The sequence below is a fragment of the Spiroplasma poulsonii genome (assembly GCF_009866525.1).
Taxonomy (GTDB): domain Bacteria; phylum Bacillota_I; class Bacilli_A; order Mycoplasmatales; family Mycoplasmataceae; genus Spiroplasma; species Spiroplasma poulsonii.
This window is the reverse complement of record NZ_CM020866.1, coordinates 860449-883645: the sequence shown is the minus strand read 5'-3', so window position 1 is coordinate 883645 and position 23197 is coordinate 860449. Positions and strand designations below refer to the sequence as shown.

Annotated in this window: 39 protein-coding genes and 1 pseudogene; 15 read left to right on the top strand and 25 right to left on the bottom strand. The window is 24.7% G+C overall.

The window, feature by feature from the left end; translation table 4 throughout:
* The 4 genes from MSROBK_RS04940 to MSROBK_RS04925 all read left to right on the top strand — a co-directional run.
* On the top strand, positions 1-604 hold a 604-nt coding region (locus tag MSROBK_RS04940; RefSeq protein WP_227991462.1), incomplete at its 5' end, for a hypothetical protein.
* Positions 594-1796 (top strand): hypothetical protein, encoded by a 1203-nt coding sequence (locus MSROBK_RS04935; protein WP_040094123.1) that lies wholly within the window; start codon positions 594-596, stop codon positions 1794-1796. The genes MSROBK_RS04940 and MSROBK_RS04935, both read left to right, overlap by 11 nt.
* A 2-nt stretch (positions 1797-1798) precedes the next feature.
* Positions 1799-2431, top strand: coding sequence for a hypothetical protein (locus tag MSROBK_RS04930; RefSeq protein ID WP_040093812.1), 633 nt, complete (start codon positions 1799-1801; stop codon positions 2429-2431).
* 77 nt (positions 2432-2508) lie between these two features.
* Positions 2509-2838, top strand: a complete 330-nt coding sequence (locus MSROBK_RS04925; RefSeq protein ID WP_133165051.1) for a hypothetical protein — start codon at positions 2509-2511, stop codon at positions 2836-2838.
* A 205-nt stretch (positions 2839-3043) separates the two neighbouring features.
* On the opposite strand, the gene MSROBK_RS04920 is transcribed toward MSROBK_RS04925, so the two are convergent.
* The 6 genes from MSROBK_RS04920 to MSROBK_RS04895 form a co-directional block, all read right to left on the bottom strand.
* Positions 3044-3544, bottom strand: coding sequence for a hypothetical protein (locus MSROBK_RS04920; RefSeq protein WP_133165035.1), 501 nt, complete (start codon positions 3542-3544; stop codon positions 3044-3046).
* Positions 3529-4458, bottom strand: a complete 930-nt coding sequence (locus MSROBK_RS04915) for a recombinase RecT (RefSeq protein ID WP_052443498.1) — start codon at positions 4456-4458, stop codon at positions 3529-3531. The genes MSROBK_RS04920 and MSROBK_RS04915 overlap by 16 nt, the downstream gene beginning before the upstream one ends.
* A 1-nt stretch (position 4459) precedes the next feature.
* The gene (locus tag MSROBK_RS04910) at positions 4460-5161 is read right to left on the bottom strand and encodes a hypothetical protein (protein ID WP_040092600.1); all 702 of its coding nucleotides are present in this window, start codon (positions 5159-5161) and stop codon (positions 4460-4462) included.
* 2 nt (positions 5162-5163) lie between these two features.
* A complete protein-coding gene (locus MSROBK_RS04905) occupies positions 5164-5301 on the bottom strand; it encodes a hypothetical protein (protein WP_157944213.1) in 138 nt (45 codons plus the stop codon).
* 2 nt (positions 5302-5303) lie between these two features.
* Complete coding sequence (locus tag MSROBK_RS04900; protein ID WP_133165036.1) at positions 5304-5492, bottom strand: hypothetical protein; 189 nt, start codon at positions 5490-5492, stop codon at positions 5304-5306.
* Positions 5493-6182: 690 nt separating this feature from the next.
* Positions 6183-6422, bottom strand: a complete 240-nt coding sequence (locus MSROBK_RS04895) for a hypothetical protein (RefSeq protein WP_040092486.1) — start codon at positions 6420-6422, stop codon at positions 6183-6185.
* 401 nt (positions 6423-6823) lie between these two features.
* Between MSROBK_RS04895 and MSROBK_RS13435 the strand changes: the two genes are divergently transcribed.
* Together MSROBK_RS13435 and MSROBK_RS13430 are read left to right on the top strand one after the other, a co-directional pair.
* Positions 6824-7195, top strand: a complete 372-nt coding sequence (locus MSROBK_RS13435) for a transposase family protein (RefSeq protein WP_416375020.1) — start codon at positions 6824-6826, stop codon at positions 7193-7195.
* Positions 7180-7578, top strand: a complete 399-nt coding sequence (locus tag MSROBK_RS13430; protein WP_242441474.1) for a transposase family protein — start codon at positions 7180-7182, stop codon at positions 7576-7578. Before MSROBK_RS13435 ends, MSROBK_RS13430 begins: the two co-directional genes overlap by 16 nt.
* Positions 7579-7663: 85 nt before the next feature.
* Here the strand turns inward: MSROBK_RS13430 and MSROBK_RS04885 are convergent, their stop codons facing one another.
* The 3 genes from MSROBK_RS04885 to MSROBK_RS04875 form a co-directional block, all read right to left on the bottom strand.
* On the bottom strand, positions 7664-8047 hold the full coding sequence (locus MSROBK_RS04885; RefSeq protein WP_242441481.1) for a transposase family protein: 384 nt from the start codon (positions 8045-8047) through the stop codon (positions 7664-7666).
* Positions 8032-8484 carry an IS5 family transposase gene (locus MSROBK_RS04880; RefSeq protein WP_040092446.1) on the bottom strand — a complete coding sequence of 151 codons (453 nt, stop codon included), beginning with the start codon at positions 8482-8484 and terminating at the stop codon, positions 8032-8034. Before MSROBK_RS04880 ends, MSROBK_RS04885 begins: the two co-directional genes overlap by 16 nt.
* Positions 8485-8679: 195 nt before the next feature.
* Positions 8680-9621: a hypothetical protein gene (locus MSROBK_RS04875; RefSeq protein WP_105628928.1), complete on the bottom strand. Its 942-nt coding sequence runs from the start codon at positions 9619-9621 to the stop codon at positions 8680-8682.
* A gap of 152 nt (positions 9622-9773) precedes the next feature.
* Between MSROBK_RS04875 and MSROBK_RS04870 the strand changes: the two genes are divergently transcribed.
* Positions 9774-10736, top strand: coding sequence for a GMP reductase (locus MSROBK_RS04870; RefSeq protein ID WP_040093384.1), 963 nt, complete (start codon positions 9774-9776; stop codon positions 10734-10736).
* Between the two features lie 33 nt (positions 10737-10769).
* Here MSROBK_RS04870 and rpsU read toward each other — a convergent pair whose 3' ends face one another.
* The 5 genes from rpsU to MSROBK_RS04850 all read right to left on the bottom strand — a co-directional run bounded on the left by rpsU (position 10770) and on the right by MSROBK_RS04850 (position 13300).
* A complete protein-coding gene (rpsU, locus tag MSROBK_RS04865) occupies positions 10770-10934 on the bottom strand; it encodes a 30S ribosomal protein S21 (RefSeq protein ID WP_040093382.1) in 165 nt (54 codons plus the stop codon).
* A gap of 421 nt (positions 10935-11355) precedes the next feature.
* Positions 11356-11712 carry a transposase family protein gene (locus MSROBK_RS13425; protein ID WP_127093450.1) on the bottom strand — a complete coding sequence of 119 codons (357 nt, stop codon included), beginning with the start codon at positions 11710-11712 and terminating at the stop codon, positions 11356-11358.
* Positions 11713-11739: 27 nt separating this feature from the next.
* The gene (locus tag MSROBK_RS13420) at positions 11740-12192 is read right to left on the bottom strand and encodes a transposase family protein (protein ID WP_040093381.1); all 453 of its coding nucleotides are present in this window, start codon (positions 12190-12192) and stop codon (positions 11740-11742) included.
* Positions 12193-12218: 26 nt separating this feature from the next.
* A complete protein-coding gene (locus MSROBK_RS04855) occupies positions 12219-12989 on the bottom strand; it encodes an IS3 family transposase (protein WP_242441480.1) in 771 nt (256 codons plus the stop codon).
* Between the two features lie 35 nt (positions 12990-13024).
* On the bottom strand, positions 13025-13300 hold the full coding sequence (locus tag MSROBK_RS04850) for an IS3 family transposase (protein WP_040093278.1): 276 nt from the start codon (positions 13298-13300) through the stop codon (positions 13025-13027).
* A gap of 472 nt (positions 13301-13772) precedes the next feature.
* Here MSROBK_RS04850 and MSROBK_RS13415 point away from each other — a divergent pair, with 472 nt between their 5' ends.
* Both MSROBK_RS13415 and MSROBK_RS13410 read left to right on the top strand, forming a co-directional pair.
* Entirely contained in the window at positions 13773-14225 is a 453-nt protein-coding gene (locus MSROBK_RS13415; RefSeq protein WP_040093379.1) for an IS5 family transposase, read from the top strand.
* The gene (locus MSROBK_RS13410; protein ID WP_242441474.1) at positions 14210-14608 is read left to right on the top strand and encodes a transposase family protein; all 399 of its coding nucleotides are present in this window, start codon (positions 14210-14212) and stop codon (positions 14606-14608) included. Before MSROBK_RS13415 ends, MSROBK_RS13410 begins: the two co-directional genes overlap by 16 nt.
* A gap of 85 nt (positions 14609-14693) precedes the next feature.
* Here MSROBK_RS13410 and MSROBK_RS04840 read toward each other — a convergent pair whose 3' ends face one another.
* The 4 genes and pseudogenes from MSROBK_RS04840 to MSROBK_RS04825 all read right to left on the bottom strand — a co-directional run bounded on the left by MSROBK_RS04840 (position 14694) and on the right by MSROBK_RS04825 (position 16584).
* A complete protein-coding gene (locus MSROBK_RS04840; RefSeq protein WP_040093378.1) occupies positions 14694-14930 on the bottom strand; it encodes a hypothetical protein in 237 nt (78 codons plus the stop codon).
* A gap of 59 nt (positions 14931-14989) precedes the next feature.
* Positions 14990-15292 carry a hypothetical protein gene (locus MSROBK_RS04835; protein ID WP_040093377.1) on the bottom strand — a complete coding sequence of 101 codons (303 nt, stop codon included), beginning with the start codon at positions 15290-15292 and terminating at the stop codon, positions 14990-14992.
* Between the two features lie 71 nt (positions 15293-15363).
* Positions 15364-16326: pseudogene (locus tag MSROBK_RS04830) on the bottom strand (Mbov_0396 family ICE element transmembrane protein); the annotation flags it as partial.
* A gap of 30 nt (positions 16327-16356) precedes the next feature.
* Entirely contained in the window at positions 16357-16584 is a 228-nt protein-coding gene (locus MSROBK_RS04825) for a hypothetical protein (RefSeq protein WP_040093375.1), read from the bottom strand.
* A gap of 144 nt (positions 16585-16728) precedes the next feature.
* Here MSROBK_RS04825 and MSROBK_RS13405 point away from each other — a divergent pair, with 144 nt between their 5' ends.
* Together MSROBK_RS13405 and MSROBK_RS13400 are read left to right on the top strand one after the other, a co-directional pair.
* Positions 16729-17181 carry an IS5 family transposase gene (locus MSROBK_RS13405; RefSeq protein WP_040093374.1) on the top strand — a complete coding sequence of 151 codons (453 nt, stop codon included), beginning with the start codon at positions 16729-16731 and terminating at the stop codon, positions 17179-17181.
* Positions 17166-17564, top strand: coding sequence for a transposase family protein (locus MSROBK_RS13400; protein ID WP_242441474.1), 399 nt, complete (start codon positions 17166-17168; stop codon positions 17562-17564). Before MSROBK_RS13405 ends, MSROBK_RS13400 begins: the two co-directional genes overlap by 16 nt.
* Before the next feature lie 120 nt (positions 17565-17684).
* On the opposite strand, the gene MSROBK_RS04815 is transcribed toward MSROBK_RS13400, so the two are convergent.
* From MSROBK_RS04815 to MSROBK_RS04805, 3 genes are all read right to left on the bottom strand, one after another.
* A complete protein-coding gene (locus MSROBK_RS04815; RefSeq protein ID WP_040093372.1) occupies positions 17685-17921 on the bottom strand; it encodes a hypothetical protein in 237 nt (78 codons plus the stop codon).
* A 45-nt stretch (positions 17922-17966) separates the two neighbouring features.
* A complete protein-coding gene (locus tag MSROBK_RS04810; RefSeq protein ID WP_146182480.1) occupies positions 17967-18212 on the bottom strand; it encodes a hypothetical protein in 246 nt (81 codons plus the stop codon).
* Between the two features lie 180 nt (positions 18213-18392).
* Positions 18393-18662: a hypothetical protein gene (locus MSROBK_RS04805; RefSeq protein WP_040093370.1), complete on the bottom strand. Its 270-nt coding sequence runs from the start codon at positions 18660-18662 to the stop codon at positions 18393-18395.
* A gap of 151 nt (positions 18663-18813) precedes the next feature.
* Between MSROBK_RS04805 and MSROBK_RS04800 the strand changes: the two genes are divergently transcribed.
* On the top strand, positions 18814-19089 hold the full coding sequence (locus MSROBK_RS04800; RefSeq protein ID WP_040092565.1) for an IS3 family transposase: 276 nt from the start codon (positions 18814-18816) through the stop codon (positions 19087-19089).
* Positions 19032-19922, top strand: coding sequence for an IS3 family transposase (locus tag MSROBK_RS04795; protein WP_206780843.1), 891 nt, complete (start codon positions 19032-19034; stop codon positions 19920-19922). The genes MSROBK_RS04800 and MSROBK_RS04795 overlap by 58 nt, the downstream gene beginning before the upstream one ends.
* Here MSROBK_RS04795 and MSROBK_RS04790 read toward each other — a convergent pair.
* Positions 19884-20765: a hypothetical protein gene (locus MSROBK_RS04790; protein WP_040093366.1), complete on the bottom strand. Its 882-nt coding sequence runs from the start codon at positions 20763-20765 to the stop codon at positions 19884-19886. The genes MSROBK_RS04795 and MSROBK_RS04790 overlap by 39 nt on opposite strands.
* A gap of 247 nt (positions 20766-21012) precedes the next feature.
* Here MSROBK_RS04790 and MSROBK_RS13395 point away from each other — a divergent pair, with 247 nt between their 5' ends.
* Both MSROBK_RS13395 and MSROBK_RS13390 read left to right on the top strand, forming a co-directional pair.
* Positions 21013-21465: an IS5 family transposase gene (locus MSROBK_RS13395; protein ID WP_040092647.1), complete on the top strand. Its 453-nt coding sequence runs from the start codon at positions 21013-21015 to the stop codon at positions 21463-21465.
* Complete coding sequence (locus MSROBK_RS13390; RefSeq protein WP_242441474.1) at positions 21450-21848, top strand: transposase family protein; 399 nt, start codon at positions 21450-21452, stop codon at positions 21846-21848. The genes MSROBK_RS13395 and MSROBK_RS13390 overlap by 16 nt, the downstream gene beginning before the upstream one ends.
* 120 nt (positions 21849-21968) lie before the next feature.
* On the opposite strand, the gene MSROBK_RS04780 is transcribed toward MSROBK_RS13390, so the two are convergent.
* The 3 genes from MSROBK_RS04780 to MSROBK_RS12105 form a co-directional block, all read right to left on the bottom strand.
* Positions 21969-22469: a hypothetical protein gene (locus MSROBK_RS04780; RefSeq protein WP_040093364.1), complete on the bottom strand. Its 501-nt coding sequence runs from the start codon at positions 22467-22469 to the stop codon at positions 21969-21971.
* Between the two features lie 63 nt (positions 22470-22532).
* A complete protein-coding gene (locus MSROBK_RS04775; RefSeq protein ID WP_040093363.1) occupies positions 22533-22784 on the bottom strand; it encodes a hypothetical protein in 252 nt (83 codons plus the stop codon).
* A gap of 147 nt (positions 22785-22931) precedes the next feature.
* A complete protein-coding gene (locus MSROBK_RS12105) occupies positions 22932-23063 on the bottom strand; it encodes a hypothetical protein (protein WP_255516859.1) in 132 nt (43 codons plus the stop codon).
* Positions 23064-23197: the final 134 nt, after the last annotated feature.

Below are 23197 nucleotides of genomic sequence, written 5' to 3'. Positions count from 1 at the left end.
TTTAAATAGTAGTTGACTTGATAGTGGTATGTTTAATATTACAAATAAATTAACTTTAACAGGTAATTTAACTATTTTAATATATACAAAAACAGCAAAACACCCGAAGTTTTATGGTCCCTATGTTTATCCTAGTGTTCCAGTTGAAATTTGAAAATTATTAAGTAATGCCGTTTCTAATGCGGGTACTTTATTTTGACGTTATTGATTAAGAAAATGATTACCTAGTCATTTAAGAAATTATATTAAAAAAAGACTGCCAAGAGGATTAAAAGAAAAATATCCCAAAGGAACTACTAAATTAACATTACCAACAGTTCAAAAATTACAACAAATTAAAAAGTTTATTAATAATTTAAAGATTGGCCATTTTAATTTTAATTTTGCTGGTGAAATTAATAATAAAAAATGGTATCGAGAACGAAAAAGTGATGTTAAAAATATTAAGAATTTATATAAATCACCAGTTAAAAATATGTTTTACAAAACTAATCAAACTATCAAAACAATTAAGAAAACAAAAACAAGAGTTAATAGTTATAAGCCAAGTAATTTAAAAAATAAATATCGTAATCAATTAAGAGGTGTTTTATATGGAAAATAATTTAAGTAATTTGTTATTTATAACAGTTGAAGATGTGAAAGAAAGTAAACTTTGACAACCTATTAATGATAGAAAGCAATCTGCTTGTAATGATAACTTAATTTATAATGCTATTTTAAAAACTAGTTTATGAATGGATAGATTATCAGGTGGGACAATTTCAGATAAAATTAATAAAAAAGATTTGTTTCCTTGAGTAAAAAAAGATAATACTGGTTTAATTGAATATGATAAATGATTAAGTTATATTCAATCGGCTTGTTTATTAGCAGTTATAAATTGATATTTACCAAAAGGAGTTAATGATTTAACTGGTAGTGCTTCATTTTCACAAGGTGGTGTAGCATATTCACAAACTAATGACCCAGAAGCAAATGAAAATATTACTCGTGATGTTAAAAATGCTTTAAAATTAGCAGGTGAAATAATTGATATTATATCTAGTAAAACGGTATCTAGACCGTATAATTATCATTTAGGAAACTATTCTCATCCATGAGAAGAAGAATATAAATATATTACTAAAAAAACATTTTATCCAACATTATTATTTTGATTAAAAGAGCGATTGCAAACAGATGGTTCAATAAATATTACTTATCCAATTATTAATGATTTTTCTAAAATTGATTATAATGAATATATTAAATTAATAGTTCCATTTGATAATAACACGATTTATTATGAAGATAATGTCTGAAAAGCAAAACAAAGTGGTGATATTCCATCATATGGTATTAAAGATAGTGATTTAAATAAAGATTATATTGATAAGCAAGATGATAAATATATTGTAAAAACATCACAAGATATTATTCTTAAACAAGATAAATTAGTAAGTGGGGAAAATATTAAAACTATTAATGGTAATTCATTATTAGGTAATGGTGATATTTCTATTAGTGTTGGTAATGATTGAGAATTTGTAGATACTAGTGATTTTAAACCAGCAACTGAATATCAAATTAAAGATTTTGATAGTTCTAAATTTAAATATAAAATATGATGTCAATTTTCAATTTTACCATATATGTTTGTAGAAACTTTTAAAGATTTTGATATTGGTTGTGGAATTGTTGTATCATATAGTAAAGGTGTTTCAGGTTGGTATATTGACACAAATGGTCTTATTAGTTCTTATGATAATGTAAATATAGTTAATTTAAAAATTGAAAGAAAATTGGTGAGTTAATTATGAAGCAAGATAAAACAACTTGATTAAAGGGGGCGTTACCTTGAAATTGATTTAAAAAAGACCCTATTCCAACTTATAATTGAACTCATAAAGATATTAGAGAATGAGAAAGAAAATATAAAATTCGTAGTTGAGTAGTTAGTTTTTATACATTGATATTTTTAGCATTAAATTGTTGGTTAGAATATGGAATGATTAATGCAATTAAAGATGATATTAATTGATATAATTATGGTCAATATTGAGGTAATGGCATTGCTATTTTATTAACACCTTTATTTACGTATGGAATTCAGGGCATATTTGTTGCTAGTAGTAAACCAAAAGTAGATATGAAAATTGATATACCAAGATTAAAAATATCTAAAATGGGATTAGTATTTACAATATTACCTTTAATTACTTTAATAATTTCTTTAATTATCATTTGAATTGATAAATCAAAATGAAAAAAAGACCATTTAAGACATTGTTTAGATTGTCGGATTAATCCGCGTGTTATTCAACCAAGATTAGCAAAACAATGAAATAATTTAGATGGCATAACAGAAGAAATATTTAAAAATATACAAAATGAAAATATTAAAAAACAAAAACAAGAAGAAAATAACAAAGAATTAAATTTAAAATAGACTATATATAGGGGCGGTTGATATTTTTGGGTGGTTATATAGTTTAATTTATAAATTATTTTGTTCTGAAAGGATAGATGGCCACTGTTTGAGTAAGAATAAGAAAGGAATTAAATAAAATGAATGAAACATTAATGATTGCTTTACTTGTGTTAGCGGGTGCGGGTGGAATGGGTAGTCTTGGTATTCTAGGATTATCTGCTAAAAAAATTAAAAAATATAAAGCAGAAATCAGAGAATTAAGAACTGCTGTTATTGCCCACGAAAAACATTTACGAGGACCTGATTATGCAACAGAATTAGCATTAAAAACAGGTCAAATTAAAAATGTTAAAAAACAAGTTAAAGTTAATGATAAAAAACAAGCACAAAAAGATGCCATTAGACAATTAACAAATAATATTTAAAAAAATAACCTTAATTGGTTATTTTTTATTTTTCTTTATTGTGTGTTATATAAAAGTTTATAAGATATTCAATTCGTTGCGAATAAGTATTAAAATTTAATTCATTTCAAACTTGTTCTTCATTTTCATTTAAGTAAACATTTATATTCCGAATTTTACAAGAATAATATTTTCCTGTTTTTTGATTATATGAATGTTTCATAAATTAACTTTCATAATTAGCAATAATAATTGCATCTCGTAAATGATTACTTATTTTTTCATTATTATATTTTCAACTTTTACCATATTGATAAGTTAAATTAACATCTTTTTCATATTTTCATATATAACCATCATTATATTTACTTAAATTTTCCATATTTTTAACAACTGATTTTGTATGTTTTGGTGAAATAGTAGCAATATATCCTTGCGTTTCTAATGAACCTAATAATTTCAATAAATCATCTCTATCTTTTGAGCCATTGGCATTTGTATATAAACAATTTTCTATAAAAATTAAATATTCTAGTTTATGATTATTTGATAATATTTTCCCAAATAGTTTTTCATTTTTCAAATAATTTATAATAAATTCATAATGTTCTTTTCAGCCTTTATTTGTAAATTCTTGTTTATCTATTAATTTATTATTTTTATAAACAACAATAGCCGTAGTACCAGTTCCTGATGGGTCAATACCTATTTTTATCAATTGGCTCATTCTTCATCATTGTTATTATTAACTACTGGTACTACATTTGATATATCTTCTTCTTTAACTACATTATCGTTTATGTACACTATTTCATCATTAGGTGGGGTATTATAATTTAAATTTATATTATTTGATAAAGTTTCATCGTTAATATGCCCATTATTTTGGATGAAAGTAGCATCATTATCAATATAAATCTTTTCATCATTAGTTGTAATAACTGCTTGATCTGATTTATATGCTTGTTGTAATTCAACTGACATAATACCTCATTTTCTTAATAATGATGTTAATACTGTTTTAAGGGCCATTTCATCAAAACTAGCAATATAAAATGATTTATTTTTAGCATAAGTTTTAGAATATTTCATAAAATGATTTTCCATTTGCTCTTTTGTCATATATAAAGTTTTTTCAAAACCATTAACCATTTTAAAATATGCTACATAACCTATAATTGATAATTTTTCTCGTTCATCTTCATTTTGATTTCAATTAAAAGCAGTACCTTTTAAACGATCATAATTTATTAATTCATTTGCTCTAACATCTGATACTGACATATCTAAATATTGGCCACTTCTTTGGGCTAATTGAATATAACCTTTATAACCCATTTGAAATTGGGCTTGATTAATTCATTCTTGGATTTCACGACCATTAATAATTCTTGTTATTTTTGTATTATATGGTACTACATAAGCATAACCGAATTGTTTTTCCATTGGTAAATTTAATAAAACACCTTGATAACAAGCAGTCATAATTGTTTTTGGATCTGCTTTTTGTAATAATTCATTACTATTTGATATTGCAATTATATTACTTTTAAATCTTGCAATTTCATTTTCATTAGAAAATTTACTTTTTATTCAATCAGTTACCTTATCTGTTCTTAAAAATTCTACAATATTTGTCATGTTATTTTTCTCCTTTATTTATTTTAAAATTAATACCTTTAACCCCAATTAAATTAATATCTTTATTACTATCTCATTGATCTTTAATTTCATTTTTAACAATTTGTTCATCAACAGTTAAATAATTTTTAATAAGATTAATAAGTTCTAATTTATCAGCATTTTGTAAAAAATCATCATTAATACCAATAACCTCAATATCTTTAATTAATAATTTTTCTTTCCGAAAATTACTAGTAATAATTTTTAATTCTTGTTCTTGTTTTGCTATACTTTTAATTTCTAAAAATTGCTCTTTTTTATGAGTTTCAATAATTTTATTTTGTTTTTGAAATTGAATATTAATGACACTATTTTTTAAAGAATCATGATTATTCTTAATATTATTTTCTAAATTTAAAATATCTTTTCTAATAAAATTTAATTCATCTTTAAAAGATTTTATTATTTCTAATGGTTCTCTAAAAATATAATCAATTTTTGAAACTACTAATTTTAAATCTTTTAGTGATTGTGATTTATATTCTCCATTTATTAATCAAGCTTGTTGTCGATATATAAATTCTGCTAATTCTTGTCCATTTTCATCAATTCACTTTTTAATTGTTAATGCTTTTAAGCTTAATTCTTTAAAATTATTTCCTTTTAAATAAAACGGATAAGTAATATTTTTAACTTCATTATTTAATTTTAAATCTTCCATAATTAAATTTCCTCTAATTCCATTTCATTAATTAAATTATCAATATATTCATAAGCACTTTCTTCTGAATAACATTCATCTAATGCTAAATTAAATAAATCTTCTTCTGTATAAACATAACCATTTTCATCTTTTCACATAATTATTTATCTCCTTGTCATTTAATATTGCTATCTTCTAAATCAATAATAGTTGTTAATCAATGATTTTCATTTTCAACATTAGCAGTAATCCTCGCTTCTTCTAATGTATAAAAAAAATCTGTTTTAAAAATAGTTGTTTTATCAAACAAATTATTATATTTCATTATTAATACGTATCTTTTATTCATAATTTAATTCCTCCTAATTTTGTTTCCCCAATGCTCAATGTTCATCAGTCATATCTTAAAATGATACTGAATAACTTTTAAACATTAATTCTTGTAATTTGTTTTCTTGATTGCATTTTGAGCAATATCCTCAATATTTTTGTTTAAGACAAATTTTATTTAAATTTTTCATATTTACCTCCTAAATTATTTTTCCTATTTTTTAACTCGCTGGCACTCACTACCAAGTGAAAGTGCCAAAGCGAGAATTAGTTATATAAGTATTGTATTTATCTATTTTATTTACTACGCCATCCGCTTCGCTGTGGGTGAGCGGTGGCGGTATGTTGTTAGTTAAATAATCGACAGTTGTTTTTTGTTTTTGTAGCCAGAGAGTTTTCTCTCTCTTCACCCGCACCATTTCAGGTCAAAGCGTTCAGTTTTTAAAATAAATCTACTTGCACCTTGAAGAGCCTAATGCTGACTTTGTGGTTTTTAAACCGCTGTCACTTCTAAGAAGTAATATCTATCGCAAATTTATTTATAAAGTGACCATCTCTTTTGTTTATTGTGGTTCGATGTTGACCGCGCACTTATCACCACTATCGCTTGTTAAAGCGTCTATTATTTCCGGACTGATTACCGCTGTGCTAGACCGCCTCCTGTGGAATAAAAACACTTAGTTATTTAAAATAACCGTTCCACTCTGCATTAAGTTGTTTTATAAAATCAAAGTTTTAAAAAACCAGTTTTATAATCAAAGATAATTTTTGAATTTTCTAAACGTTTATAAAACCACTCTTGGTTTTTATCTTTTGTATGATTTAATAAATTTTTATGTTTTTCACAAGTTCATAAAACTTTATTTGATAAAAATTCTTTGGTAATGAATGATATTGATTTATAGCAATCAATAACATCACATATTTTTTGTTGTTTATTAATTTCCATTACTTACTCCTTCTTTTATTAAGTTTTTTTATTTATTAACAAACTAATTAACTGAAACAAAGAAAAGACAACACCTTAAATTAGGAGAAAAAACAGGTACACTTTGTAAAAATTTCTAAGATATTTATAAATGTGTAAACAACTTAAAGAGGGTATCAGAAAGTTGTGTAAAAAGTTTCTATTTTAAGAATTTAAGATGCTGTCCTTTCTCTGAATCAATTAATAATTTTGGTTTTACAAATAAAAAAACCATTTTAGTAAATGGTTTAATTTATTATTCTTATTCAATTTCCGAGTTTTTTTCCAAAACCCCAATATTTTTTATACGACCTAAATTTAATACTCTTAATGATAGAGAATGGTTAAGATTAACAGGAATAAAAAAATCCACTTTTAATAAAATGTTAGATATTTTAAAAGTTGCTGAAATAGAAAAATTTAAAAAAGGTGGTAAAACTAATAAATTATCATTAGAAAATAGATTATTGATGACTTTATTATATTGACGAGAATATCAGACTTATTTTCATCTTGGTAAAAGTTTTGATATTAGTGAGGCTAATTGTTATCGTAATATTAAGTGAATTGAAGATATTTTAATTAAAAACTCTGATTTTCAACAACTTACTGGTAAAAAAGCACTAATAAATGATTATTTTAATGATAAAACTATTATTATTGATGCTACCGAAACTCCAATCCAACGCCCAAAAAAAGACAAAAACAATCTTATTCTGGTAAAAAGAAAAAACACACGATCAAAACACAAGTAATTATCGAACAAGAAACCAAAAAAATTATTGCAACAAGTTTTTCGCTCGGAAAAAAACATGATTATGCTTTATTTAAAGAATCAAAAATCCCAATTTTAAAAAATACCAAATTAATAGTTGATAGTGGTTATCAAGGAATACAAAAAAATCACAATAATGTTCTAATACCTACAAAGAAAACAAAGAAAAACCCTTTAAACAAAGAACAAAAGCAATATAATAGACTAGTTTCAAAAATGAGAATTATTATTGAAAATATTTTTGCTATTCTTAAAAAATTTAAAATTATTACAGAAAAATATCGTAATCGAAGAAAAAGATTTGGTTTAAGATTTAATTTAATTGCCTCAATTTATAATTTACAATTATTATATTTAACATAAAATATTTATTTAAAATTAAATAATTTAAATAATAAATTAATTTTTCGTTGTGGAAAAATATTAAATTTTTAAATAAAAAACATAATTAATTAAAATTATATTTTTCTATTAGTATCTTTTTTACAAATATTTGCAATTTTTTAACAAGTAATGCAAGAAGTCTAATAATTTTAAATTTTTTAAGAATAGCAAAAATATTTTCAATAATAATTCTCATTTTTGAAACTAGTCTATTATATTGCTTTTGTTCTTTGTTTAAAGGGTTTTTCTTTGTTTTCTTTGTAGGTATTAGAACATTATTGTGATTTTTTTGTATTCCTTGATAACCACTATCAACTATTAATTTGGTATTTTTTAAAATTGGGATTTTTGATTCTTTAAATAAAGCATAATCATGTTTTTTTCCGAGCGAAAAACTTGTTGCAATAATTTTTTTGGTTTCTTGTTCGATAATTACTTGTGTTTTGATCGTGTGTTTTTTCTTTTTACCAGAATAAGATTGTTTTTGTCTTTTTTTGGGCGTTGGATTGGAGTTTCGGTAGCATCAATAATAATAGTTTTATCATTAAAATAATCATTTATTAGTGCTTTTTTACCAGCAAGTTGTTGAAAATCAGAGTTTTTAATTAAAATATCTTCAATTCACTTAATATTACGATAACAATTAGCCTCACTAATATCAAAACTTTTACCAAGATGAAAATAAGTCTGATATTCTCGTCAATATAATAAAGTCATCAATAATCTATTTTCTAATGATAATTTATTAGTTTTACCACCTTTTTTAAATTTTTCTATTTCAGCAACTTTTAAAATATCTAACATTTTATTAAAAGTGGATTTTTTTATTCCTGTTAATCTTAACCATTCTCTATCATTAAGAGTATTAAATTTATTATTGTTCATATTTTTATGTCCTCATAAATTATATTTTATAATAATATTTTAATAAAAAAGGGTATCGCAAGAAGTCTAATGTATTTCATAAATACATTCTTTTTCTTTATTATTCATAAATTTAAATTTAATTGACGGGAATGTTTTTTATTTTAACGAAAAATGGATTTTATTAATTAATAAAATCCATTTTTTAAAGTTCAACTAATATTGACGTTGTGCACGATCTTCGGTTTTATATTGTGGAATATTAATCATATACCCATCTTCACGACGTCACAATCCTTTAATTACTTTTGTTATTAAGTAAACCATAAAGATTGTTCCAATTAAGGTTGACGTAAAGTTTAAGATGTTGGCAAAAATTGATAAACCATCTTGTCCTTTTTGAAACAGACGGCCAAATGCTTCAATTAGTTTTAGTAATGCGGTAATAATTTGAATTATTAACATCATTGTTAAGATAACAGTATAAACGGTTGACACAAAGCGTAATCATTTTCCAAAAGAAGTTTCTGCCATCATATTTGCAATAGCACGACTATTGTAGAATCCAGGAACCAAAATTAAGCTTATGACACTAACGGCAGCTAATACCCCCATCATAATCGCAAAATTTCGTTGTGAGTCGCCTACTCAAACTTTAGTTGTTGCTTTGTTATAAAAAATCATAATAACAGCAATACTAACAAGACCCGATACTAATCAGGAAGTTCCTAAATAGCGGACAATTACAACACGAGCATTTTTTGTTGCTTTAACATCAGTATCTGGTAGTCATGTTAAGGCAAACGGTGCCAAAAACCCACCAAGTGATAATGATAAAACCGCTAAACTTCATTTATTGGCACATAATTCGGCATCATTACTGCCGATTGCATAACGGATTAACCCAATATTACAGATAATTGTTGTAAAGAAAGAGAAAATTACGACTAGTAAAATTACTACTTTATAACTTGCTAAATCTGCATATGAATTCATTAACCAACTATTGGCTGTGTTGATATCGCCATTAAAAGTACCATTGTTATATTGGCCTAATAAATAAAAATAAGCCCCTGCTGCAATGGTAATTCCAACAATTCCAACAATACTTGACAATACAATTCAAAAACGAGTAAATCCAAAATTTCTTGTCATCATTAATATAATCCCTGTTCCTTTCTTGAATTATGTAAATAACTATATGCCTTTCTAACCCTCATTACAAGATATTTTTCTAAACATTTTAAAAATAAAACTGCCCTTTTTCCCTTGTTTTTATGATACATTTAAATAGTGAGGTGAAATATATAGTGAAAGCATTTGATTATGAAGACATTCAATTGATTCCAGAATTATGTGTTGTTGATTCGCGAAAAGAATGTGATACAACCGTTAAATTAGGTAAACATACTTTTAATTTACCTGTTGTCCCATCAAATATGGCAACAGTCGTTAATGAAGAATTATGTGAAAAATTAGCCGAAAAAAACTATTTTTATATTATGCATCGTTTTAATGTTGATCAAGTTAAATTTATTAAACATATTAAAAGTAAAAACTTAATTACTTCAATTTCTGTTGGCGTTAAACCAAATGATTTTGAATTAATTGAAACATTAAAGAAAGAACAGTTAGTTCCAGACTATATTACAATTGATATTGCCAATGGCCATGCCTTTAGTGTTAAAAAAATGATTGAACATATTCGTACTAATTTAGGTGAAGAAACCTTTATTATTGCCGGAAATGTTGGAACACCAAAAGCCGTTCGTGATTTAGAACATTGAGGGGCAGATGCAACCAAAGTTGGAATTGGGCCAGGAAAAGTATGTATTACCAAATTAAAAACAGGATTTGGAAATGGTGGCTGACAATTATCAGCTGTGAAATGATGTAGTAAAGGAAGTTCAAAACCAATTATTGCTGATGGTGGATTGCGAGTTAATGGTGACATTGAAAAATCAATCCGAATGGGGGCCACAATGTGTATGGTTGGTAGTTTATTTGATGCCCACCAAGAATCACCAGGAAAACAAGTTGAAATTGATGGTGTAAAATATAAAGAATACTTTGGATCAGCTAGTGAGTACAATAAGGGCGAAAAACGCTATGTGGAAGGAAAAAAAGAATTAATTGAAATTCGTGGAAGCATCTTTGAAACTCTTCGAGAAATGACAGAAGATTTACAATCATCAATTTCTTATGCCGGTGGTAAAGATTTGGACGCAATTAAAAAAGTTGATTATGTTATTTTAAAAGATAGTAATTTTTAAAAAAAATAAAAAAATCCCAGTTATGGGATTTTTTTAACGAAAACTACGAGATTGCTCTTGTTTATAGCGTCTTTTTTCCTTTTTGCTCATTCAATGCTCTCGTTTACGGGCTTCTTTTCGTTTTACCGAAGAAACCTTGTTAAAACGCTTTAAAACTTTGTCTAGCGGTTCTCCTGCTTTGACAACAACAGTAGCCATAATATTTCAACTCCTAAAACTATATAAATTAATAATATCATATTATCATATTTTTTGAAACAAAACAAATTTTTATTATTTATCGATCGAATAAATTATGTGGTTGTTTAAGGGACATAAATTTGATGCTTTTATCCATCAAAAACATCAAACTGGAATGGCAAGGGTTTTTTGGACAAATTTTATGTAGAGTAAAGATTTTTATATTCAATTGGTGTTAAATAATTTAATTTGCTGTGAATTCGTACATTACTAGACTTCTTGCATTACTTACTTGTTAAAAAATTGCAAATATTTGTAAAAAAGATACTAATAGAAAAATATAATTTTAATTAATTATGTTTTTTATTTAAAAATTTAATATTTTTCCACAACGAAAAATTAATTTATTATTTAAATTATTTAATTTTAAATAAATATTTTATGTTAAATATAATAATTGTAAATTATAAATTGAGGCAATTAAATTAAATCTTAAACCAAATCTTTTTCTTCGATTACGATATTTTTCTGTAATAATTTTAAATTTTTTAAGAATAGCAAAAATATTTTCAATAATAATTCTCATTTTTGAAACTAGTCTATTATATTGCTTTTGTTCTTTGTTTAAAGGGTTTTTCTTTGTTTTCTTTGTAGGTATTAGAACATTATTGTGATTTTTTTGTATTCCTTGATAACCACTATCAACTATTAATTTGGTATTTTTTAAAATTGGGATTTTTGATTCTTTAAATAAAGCATAATCATGTTTTTTTCCGAGCGAAAAACTTGTTGCAATAATTTTTTTTGGTTTCTTGTTCGATAATTACTTGTGTTTTGATCGTGTGTTTTTTCTTTTTACCAGAATAAGATTGTTTTTGTCTTTTTTTGGGCGTTGGATTGGAGTTTCGGTAACATCAATAATAATAGTTTTATCATTAAAATAATCATTTATTAGTGCTTTTTTACCAGCAAGTTGTTGAAAATCAGAGTTTTTAATTAAAATATCTTCAATTCACTTAATATTACGATAACAATTAGCCTCACTAATATCAAAACTTTTACCAAGATGAAAATAAGTCTGATATTCTCGTCAATATAATAAAGTCATCAATAATCTATTTTCTAATGATAATTTATTAGTTTTACCACCTTTTTTAAATTTTTCTATTTCAGCAACTTTTAAAATATCTAACATTTTATTAAAATTGGATTTTTTTATTCCTGTTAATCTTAACCATTCTCTATCATTAAGAGTATTAAATTTATTATTGTTCATATTTTTATGTCCTCATAAATTATATTTTATAATAATATTTTAATAAAAAAGGGTATCGCAAGAAGTCTACTGTATCAATTAACATAGTCAAATAATTCTAATTTAAATTGTTCAATATTTTTAAATTTTCTGTTTTTAATTAATTCTGTTTTTAAAATTTTATAGGTTGATTCAGAAACAGCATTATCATAAGGACAGCCTGGTTTACTATAAGATTTTGCAACATTGTTTTTAGCTAAAAGATTGTAAATGATATTGTTATTAAATTCGCTGCCTTGATCAGTATGAAATATTTTAATATTATCTAAAGAAAAACTAAGCTTTTTAAAAGTATTTTCAACTAATTTGGCATCTTTATGAGAACTAACATCATAACCAATAACTTCACGATTAAATAAATCAATTAGAAAGCACACATAATATCATTTGCTATTGATAGCAACTTGTGTTAAATCACTGACAACAACTTCATGTAGTTTATAATTATTAAATTCTTGATTTAACAAATTATGATATTTGTATGTAGCGTTTTTGTTACTTTGATGTTTATATTTAAGTTTTGTATAATTGGAAATTAAGTTATATCTTTGCATTATTTTACTAATTTTTATTCGTGATAATAAAATATTTTGTTGTGCTAACATAACTTTAATTTTTCTTGTGCCATAATTTTTACGACTTTTTAAGAAAATACTGATAACAGCATTATCAATAGTATGGTTTGATTTAGGATTATTTGATTTCAATTGATAATAAAACGTTGATCTAGGAACTTTTAGTGTTTTGCATAAATTAATAATTGCATATTTTTCTTTGTTGTTTTTAATAATTACTATTTTTTGCCTATTATCAGTGTGGCTTGCTTTAAAATATCATTTTCCATTCGTAATTGTTTAATTTCTTTTCTTAGCTGAATTAGTTCATTTTCTTCTGGGCTTCGATTATCTTTTGCTTTAAATGAACCAGAATTATTGAATTCATGAATTCATTTTCAAACTGTTGATTTACCGACCTGATAGTCACTGGACAATTGTTTTGCTGTTTTACCTGTTTTATAAAGACTAACAATTTGTTGTTTAAATTCATCGGTATAATGATTCTTTGCCATAATTACACCTCCATTTATTAATTTAATTATAATCCTTACTCCACATTATTGTTGTCCAATTTATCTTAACCCATCCATTTCTGCTGTTTATAGTGATTAGTTCTGAAACACACGCATAACTTTCTTTTCGTAGACCATTACTTTTATTAAGTTTAATTAACCACTTGGATTTTTTTATTTTATAATATGATGTTGATAATTGCAATGCATCATATCAATAGTTATAAATATTCTTCAGAATAATAACGGGATGAGGATTTATGTCATTATTATTGTCTATTTTACAAAGCCAAATTTCACCAGATAAGCAATTAACTTGATTATTCACTAATTTGTTCATTTTTAACCATTATTGTTCCTAGTTCAATCTCTAATAAATCATTAAAAAACTTTCTATCTTTATTAGACTTCTTGCGATACCCTTTTTTATTAAAATATTATTATAAAATATAATTTATGAGGACATAAAAATATGAACAATAATAAATTTAATACTCTTAATGATAGAGAATGGTTAAGATTAACAGGAATAAAAAAATCCACTTTTAATAAAATGTTAGATATTTTAAAAGTTGCTGAAATAGAAAAATTTAAAAAAGGTGGTAAAACTAATAAATTATCATTAGAAAATAGATTATTGATGACTTTATTATATTGACGAGAATATCAGACTTATTTTCATCTTGGTAAAAGTTTTGATATTAGTGAGGCTAATTGTTATCGTAATATTAAGTGAATTGAAGATATTTTAATTAAAAACTCTGATTTTCAACAACTTACTGGTAAAAAAGCACTAATAAATGATTATTTTAATGATAAAACTATTATTATTGATGCTACCGAAACTCCAATCCAACGCCCAAAAAAAGACAAAAACAATCTTATTCTGGTAAAAAGAAAAAACACACGATCAAAACACAAGTAATTATCGAACAAGAAACCAAAAAAATTATTGCAACAAGTTTTTCGCTCGGAAAAAAACATGATTATGCTTTATTTAAAGAATCAAAAATCCCAATTTTAAAAAATACCAAATTAATAGTTGATAGTGGTTATCAAGGAATACAAAAAAATCACAATAATGTTCTAATACCTACAAAGAAAACAAAGAAAAACCCTTTAAACAAAGAACAAAAGCAATATAATAGACTAGTTTCAAAAATGAGAATTATTATTGAAAATATTTTTGCTATTCTTAAAAAATTTAAAATTATTACAGAAAAATATCGTAATCGAAGAAAAAGATTTGGTTTAAGATTTAATTTAATTGCCTCAATTTATAATTTACAATTATTATATTTAACATAAAATATTTATTTAAAATTAAATAATTTAAATAATAAATTAATTTTTCGTTGTGGAAAAATATTAAATTTTTAAATAAAAAACATAATTAATTAAAATTATATTTTTCTATTAGTATCTTTTTTACAAATATTTGCAATTTTTTAACAAGTAATGCAAGAAGTCTATTATATCAATATTCAAGTCTTTCAAAATCTTCATCACTAACTTTATTTGCTTTTTCTTTAGTATAACCTCATGACATCAATTTATTAATTTTAAAATCATTTGAATTATTTTCATCATTATTTGAAGATTGTTTTAACCTTTCAATTTCTAACTGCATTGCTAATTTTTCTTTTTCTAATTCTAAAATTTGTTTTTGTAATTCTAAATCATTTTGTACTATATTATATTATCACCATTTAATTTTTTTAACTCTTCTGTTGGCAAAACATATGACGGAATAACACCTGGATTTTCATTAACAAAGTTTGTTAAACGTTCCATTCCATATTTTCCTTCCATTAAAACAGCAACAACATATTGTTCTTTACCTTCTAAAATTCTTTGTTTAACTTTTTCAAGTCTTTCTTTTTTAATTTCTTGTTGCTCTCTTTGCCATTTTAAATCTTTCTGATAATTTTTTTCAGCAGCCTTTTGTTTAGAATCTTCACCGATACCTATAATTCTCCCAATAATTCCCATTAAATATATTCCTTTCTATAAAAACTCTTAATACTTACAAAAATTATACAATAAAAGAAGCAATTCTGCTTCTATAATTTTTTATTGTTATCTTTGTCATCATATTTCTTAGAATGTGAATCATATTGTTGCTTTGTACTTTCCTTAATATTGCGAATACCATCTTTCACCTTATTAACTCCAGTAACATTTCCAACAACATTTCCAAAACCTTTACCAAATACACTTCAACCAGCTTTATTTCTTGCTTGTTTAGCTGCTTTTCATTCAGCAGAACCTTTTTCTTTTGGTAATGATGCAGCTGCATTTCGAGCAGCTCAGATGCTTGAAATACCACCAATTGTGCTACCAACAGCGGCCATTAGTCCTGTTCGATTTTGAAATGAATTTCTTGGAATAACAAATTCACTAATTCCACCACTATCTGCTCTAGAAAAGTCTTGAGAATCATATGGCCCTCCACCTGGTTTTCCAAACATTTTACTGAAAAATCCACGTTTTTGTCCACCGGCATTAACAGCATTCTTCCCAAATCCTAGAATTTGGCCTGCTTTTCGACTTGCTGCAAACATTATCCCTCCAGCGGCTATTGTTGAACGCAATGACGCGGCGCCTTCCATTGCACCAACTGATTCACCTACAAAGTTTGCAATCATCGCTGAAACACCTAAAATTGACACAGCACCACCACAAACAAAGAACAACATTGCAACAATTCTACCAATTTCTGAGAAATCACTCAACCCATTTTTTAGTAATAATGATATTGCCATTGTAAAGCATGAATATGAAGTTAACGTCCCTCATGAAGCAATTAATTTAGTAATACACAAGTTTTTCCATACTCCCGCTGCTTGTCCACCATCGTTTGGCATTTTAGCAAAAACAATTGGGCCAGTAATAAATAAAATAAATAATTCAATTACTTTCCCGGTTAAAGCTAATCCAGTCATTATTAAGGCATATACAAAAAAGTATTTTCCTATTATTTGAATAAACATATTGTACTTTAAAACATTACCAGGCACTCCATAATTGCTTGGTGCCCCTGATGTTTCATCTCATTAAGCATCTCCCAAATGATATAGTACATCAGCAATATTTACATTTTGTGCGCCAGAAATCATTTGAGTTCCATTATTTAAAAATACAATTAATTCATTTGCAACGAAAAAGGCAAATGGAATAATAAAAATAAATAATAAAGCTTTACCAGATCCTTTGAGTGCTTCAAAAAGGGCTGGTTTCATTTTAACAACATCACTATAAATAATTTTAAAATACTGAATCATAAATATTACTACTAAAACAAAGAATGCTAGAATACAAAATCCTCAAAAAACTGATGGAATTCCCGAAAAAGTAAATAGACTTCTTGCGATACCCTTTTTTATTAAAATATTATTATAAAATATAATTTATGAGGACATAAAAATATGAACAATAATAAATTTAATACTCTTAATGATAGAGAATGGTTAAGATTAACAGGAATAAAAAAATCCACTTTTAATAAAATGTTAGATATTTTAAAAGTTGCTGAAATAGAAAAATTTAAAAAAGGTGGTAAAACTAATAAATTATCATTAGAAAATAGATTATTGATGACTTTATTATATTGACGAGAATATCAGACTTATTTTCATCTTGGTAAAAGTTTTGATATTAGTGAGGCTAATTGTTATCGTAATATTAAGTGAATTGAAGATATTTTAATTAAAAACTCTGATTTTCAACAACTTGCTGGTAAAAAAGCACTAATAAATGATTATTTTAATGATAAAACTATTATTATTGATGCTACCGAAACTCCAATCCAACGCCCAAAAAAAGAAAAAAACAATCTTATTCTGGTAAAAAGAAAAAACACACGATCAAAACACAAGTAATTATCGAACAAGAAACCAAAAAAATTATTGCAACAAGTTTTTCGCTCGGAAAAAAACATGATTATGCTTTATTTAAAGAATCAAAAATCCCAATTTTAAAAAATACCAAATTAATAGTTGATAGTGGTTATCAAGGAATACAAAAAAATCACAATAATGTTCTAATACCTACAAAGAAAACAAAGAAAAATCCTTTAAACAAAGAACAAAAGCAATATAATAGACTAGTTTCAAAAATGAGAATTATTATTGAAAATATTTTTGCTATTCTTAAAAAATTTAAAATTATTACAGAAAAATATCGTAATCGAAGAAAAAGATTTGGTTTAAGATTTAATTTAATTGCCTCAATTTATAATTTACAATTATTATATTTAACATAAAATATTTATTTAAAATTAAATAATTTAAATAATAAATTAATTTTTCGTTGTGGAAAAATATTAAATTTTTAAATAAAAAACATAATTAATTAAAATTATATTTTTATATTAGTATCTTTTTTACAAATATTTGCAATTTTTTAACAAGTAATGCAAGAAGTCTAATGTATCAGTTACATCAAGTTTTTTATTACCAAAAATAAGCGCAAAAATTACTCCACTAGCTAATCAAACTAAAATTTGATTAAATTGACTAATTAATTGTAATGGACCTTGAATAAACATTCCTCAAACTGCAGTATAAATTGCTTTTAAAATTGCATCACCAATTACTGAATCTAAATATAAATGAATCAAACTATCAACTCCTTTCTATTTTCTATTTGATAGTACTAGTTAAAACTATGTTTTAGTTTTAACTACAGATACAATAATTGCTACAATTGAAGATGCCAAACAAATTATAAGTAATCCAATAAATAACCCTGATAGGCCTTCTCAACACTCGCTTCGTTCAGCAGCTGTTTTTGCCTTTTTAAAGCGCCATCCTCAAGTAATTAAGGTTCCAACACTAGCTATTCCAGCAACCACAGCTACTGCAATAAAAAATGGTTTCATTCATGCTCCAAAGGCATCTGCTAAACTCATTCAATCTGGTGGATTAGGAATATCTCCACCATCTGCTAGAAACGGAATATGAATTGTTGCCAAAATTGAAAGAAAAAGATTATGAATTTTCTTTTAACTCCTTAACTGTTTTTCAAATTTCTATACTTTCAGATTTAAAATGCTCTTTTAAATCTTTTAAGTCTAGAATTTCTTCTTTATTTACTCAATTACCATCTTCATTTTTAATTCCCTTTTTTCTTTAACAGTAACCGTTTTAAAATCACCGTCAACCGGAAATGATAAATTAACATATTTAGCATCGTCTAAGCTTGCTAAATCTTCCATTGTTTTACTTTTTGGAAAAACAAGTTTTTTTGGATAAATAAAGTTTTTACTTTCATCATAATTAATAACTAGATTTTTCTCTAATTCTTTTTCAATTCTACTTTTATTAATTAATATTGTTTCTCAATTTGTTGTTTCTGACATTTAAGTCACCTCCTATAAAAGTTCACCAAATTCTTGATAACTTTTTTCTACATTATGTAATTTAGTTTTTAAATTGGATGGGTTAAGATAAATTGGACAACAATAATGTGGAGTAAGGATTATAATTAAATTAATAAATGGGGGTGTAATTATGGCAAAGAATCATTATACCGATGAATTTAAACAACAAATTGTTAGTCTTTATAAAACAGGTAAAACAGCAAAACAATTGTCCAGTGACTATCAGGTCGGTAAATCAACAGTTTGAAAATGAATTTATGAATTCAATAATTCTGGTTCATTTAAAGCAAAAGATAATCGAAGCCCAGAAGAAAATGAACTAATTCATCTAAGAAAAGAAATTAAACAATTACGAATGGAAAATGATATTTTAAAGCAAGCCACACTGATAATAGGCAAAAAATAGTAATTATTAAAAACAACAAAGAAAAATATGCAATTACTAATTTATGCAAAACACTAAAAGTTCCTAGATCAACGTTTTATTATCAATTGAAATCAAATAATCCTAAATCAAACCATACTATTGATAATGCTGTTATCAGTATTTTCTTAAAAAGTCGTAAAAATTATGGCACAAGAAAAATTAAAGTTATGTTAGCACAACAAAATATTTTATTATCACGAATAAAAATTAGTAAAATAATGCAAAGATATAACTTAATTTCCAATTATACAAAACTTAAATATAAACATCAAAGTAACAAAAACGCTATATACAAATATCATAATTTGTTAAATCAAGAATTTAATAATTATAAACTACATGAAGTTGTTGTCAGTGATTTAACACAAGTTGCTATCAATAGCAAATGATATTATGTGTGCTTTCTAATTGATTTATTTAATCGTGAAGTTATTGGTTATGATGTTAGTTCTCATAAAGATGCCAAATTAGTTGAAAATACTTTTAAAAAGCTTAGTTTTTCTTTAGATAATATTAAAATATTTCATACTGATCAAGGCAGCGAATTTAATAACAATATCATTTACAATCTTTTAGCTAAAAACAATGTTGCAAAATCTTATAGTAAACCAGGCCGTCCTTATGATAATGCTGTTTCTGAATCAACCTATAAAATTTTAAAAACAGAATTAATTAAAAACAGAAAATTTAAAAATATTGAACAATTTAAATTAGAATTATTTGACTATGTTAATTGATACAATAATGTACGAATTCACAGCAAATTAAATTATTTAACACCAATTGAATATAAAAATCTTTACTCTACATAAAATTTGTCCAAAAAACCCTTGCCATTCCAAATCATTATTAGTTTTAATTAAATTTTTGTTCTCTTTATTTAAATTTATTACTTGAGAACTTAATCGATTTAATTTTTCTGTTAAATTTGCGATTGTAGCTTTATTTTCAATGACTACTTTTTTAAATACTTCGTTTTCTTTCTGAACTTCAATTCCAATAGATTCAAGTTTAGTAACATACTGCTTTTCATTTTCAATAGTGCGTAAATTCTCTTGAATTTTTTCTTGACTAAAAACTTGATCTTGATATAACTCATTACAAATTCAAGTTTCAATTTGATAATTTGGATCATCAAGTTTGGCAATTAATTCTTCAGCATCAATATCCACTCAATCGGTTCAATAATGACCATCACCAGTTAAATCATCTTCAATATCATCAGTTGGACAATAGCCATTAGCTGAAAATGTATATTCTGGATTTTTACTATAAATTTCTTTAATTTCTTTTATTGCTTGTTTTCGATCAAGAGCTTCTTCAATAAAACCTGATGCAGGAAATAATTTATTAAAATTAACTACATTATATTCTCTAATATCTGTTGGCAAAGCATCTATGTTTTTATAAAAACTTTCTTCATCAAATTCTTTGTACTCATTTAAAGTACTTATTAATAATCTAATATTTAAATTTTGGCAAATAGCTTGAAATTCTTGATTTCCGATATCTATTGTAAAAATATTACTATCTAATGAATTTACTCTTTGATTTCGAGAATAAAAATATTCATTATCAATTTTTTTCCATAATTCTAGCAACGTCTTTAATCGATATGGATGACTATATTCTCTGTAATTGACTGTTAATTCCATGATTATTCTCCTAAACTGTTAAAGCAGGTTTAACTACTTTTTGTTTTTTTAATTTTTTATTTGCAGTTTTTAAATTTGCATTTTCTTTACGTAATGTTGCAACTTCTTTTAACAAAAGATTCAGTTTTTCATTAGCTTCTGCTAATTTTTTCTTTTCATTAAGAAGTTCATTTTTTAATAGACTTCTTGCGATACCCTTTTTTATTAAAATATTATTATAAAATATAATTTATGAGGACATAAAAATATGAACAATAATAAATTTAATACTCTTAATGATAGAGAATGGTTAAGATTAACAGGAATAAAAAAATTCACTTTTAATAAAATGTTAGATATTTTAAAAGTTGCTGAAATAGAAAAATTTAAAAAAGGTGGTAAAACTAATAAATTATCATTAGAAAATAGATTATTGATGACTTTATTATATTGACGAGAATATCAGACTTATTTTCATCTTGGTAAAAGTTTTGATATTAGTGAGGCTAATTGTTATCGTAATATTAAGTGAATTGAAGATATTTTAATTAAAAACTCTGATTTTCAACAACTTGCTGGTAAAAAAGCACTAATAAATGATTATTTTAATGATAAAACTATTATTATTGATGCTACCGAAACTCCAATCCAACGCCCAAAAAAAGACAAAAACAATCTTATTCTGGTAAAAAGAAAAAACACACGATCAAAACACAAGTAATTATCGAACAAGAAACCAAAAAAATTATTGCAACAAGTTTTTCGCTCGGAAAAAAACATGATTATGCTTTATTTAAAGAATCAAAAATCCCAATTTTAAAAAATACCAAATTAATAGTTGATAGTGGTTATCAAGGAATACAAAAAAATCACAATAATGTTCTAATACCTACAAAGAAAACAAAGAAAAACCCTTTAAACAAAGAACAAAAGCAATATAATAGACTAGTTTCAAAAATGAGAATTATTATTGAAAATATTTTTGCTATTCTTAAAAAATTTAAAATTATTACAGAAAAATATCGTAATCGAAGAAAAAGATTTGGTTTAAGATTTAATTTAATTGCCTCAATTTATAATTTACAATTATTATATTTAACATAAAATATTTATTTAAAATTAAATAATTTAAATAATAAATTAATTTTTCGTTGTGGAAAAATATTAAATTTTTAAATAAAAAACATAATTAATTAAAATTATATTTTTCTATTAGTATCTTTTTTACAAATATTTGCAATTTTTTAACAAGTAATGCAAGAAGTCTAATATTTCAATTTCAGATAATTCAACCTTTTTAGCTGAGGGCTTTTCAACATTTAAACTAGTTTGTTGTTCTTGCTGAGTATCTTCAATTTTGTTTTTTAAATTTGAAGTAATTAGTTCAGTTTGTCTTTTTGCATCAACTGTTTCTGCTAAAACATTTCTAAGAGTTTCTTTGCTAATTTGCTCTTTTTTTAAATCCCATTTTCATTTCTTCATTAAAAATGGTTTTTTAACCTGATTATATTTGTCATCTCATTTTTTAATTCTTTTGGCTACTTTTAAAGCTTTTTCTTGCGCTTTATTACTTTTTTTACTTTTGCCAATAGTTATAAAATTACCATTATTTAGTTTTAAAGTAATTACTTTAGTATCTGTATTTCATTCATATACATGTTTACCAATAACTGATCCATTATTGTTGACAATATAGTCATTTAAATTTAATTGTTTTCTGTCCATAATATTTGTCTCACTTTCATAAATATATATTTATAAAAATAAGTAAAGATAAATAATTAATATCTATGGCTGTAATTGCTTTTTATTTTGTGCAGCTAATTGACGATCAGCTTCCTGTTGATTTTTAAAATTAATTGATTTTTCACGTGATAATTTAGGATTGTTTTTAATTTCAACAACTTTATCACGTTCCGGTTGTAAATGGGTACACAAGTTTTTAAATGATACTTTATTGTATACAAACTTTGATTTTCCTGTTAATGTGTCAAATTCTGGTGTTTTAATTGAAATTTGTACATCTTTTTCAGGATTCATTGCAATTCGAATAAAGTTATATTCAGTAGCTTTGGCATTTTTATTAACTCAATTTGATAAATGAATTTTGCCATCAGTGCTTACTTCTTGTGTATCATTTACTAAATGTTTTTTAAAACATGAAGATAAAACATTAAATGTTTGATCCTAAGCGTATTTAATTTTGGCAAATTCTTGCTCTGTTTCTTTACCATTAACACTAACTTTTTTAGTGAAAAAACCTTGAAAACTTGTTTTTGGTAAATCTAAATTCATTAATTTATTTTCTTTTTGTTCCATATTTTTATTCCTCATATCTTTCCATTAATATTTCCATAACCTATAAAATTATTATTTATCTTACTTATTTTGTTAACTGAAATAGAAAAATCACACTTATAAGACAAAAAAGTCTCGTAAGTGTGATTACCAGT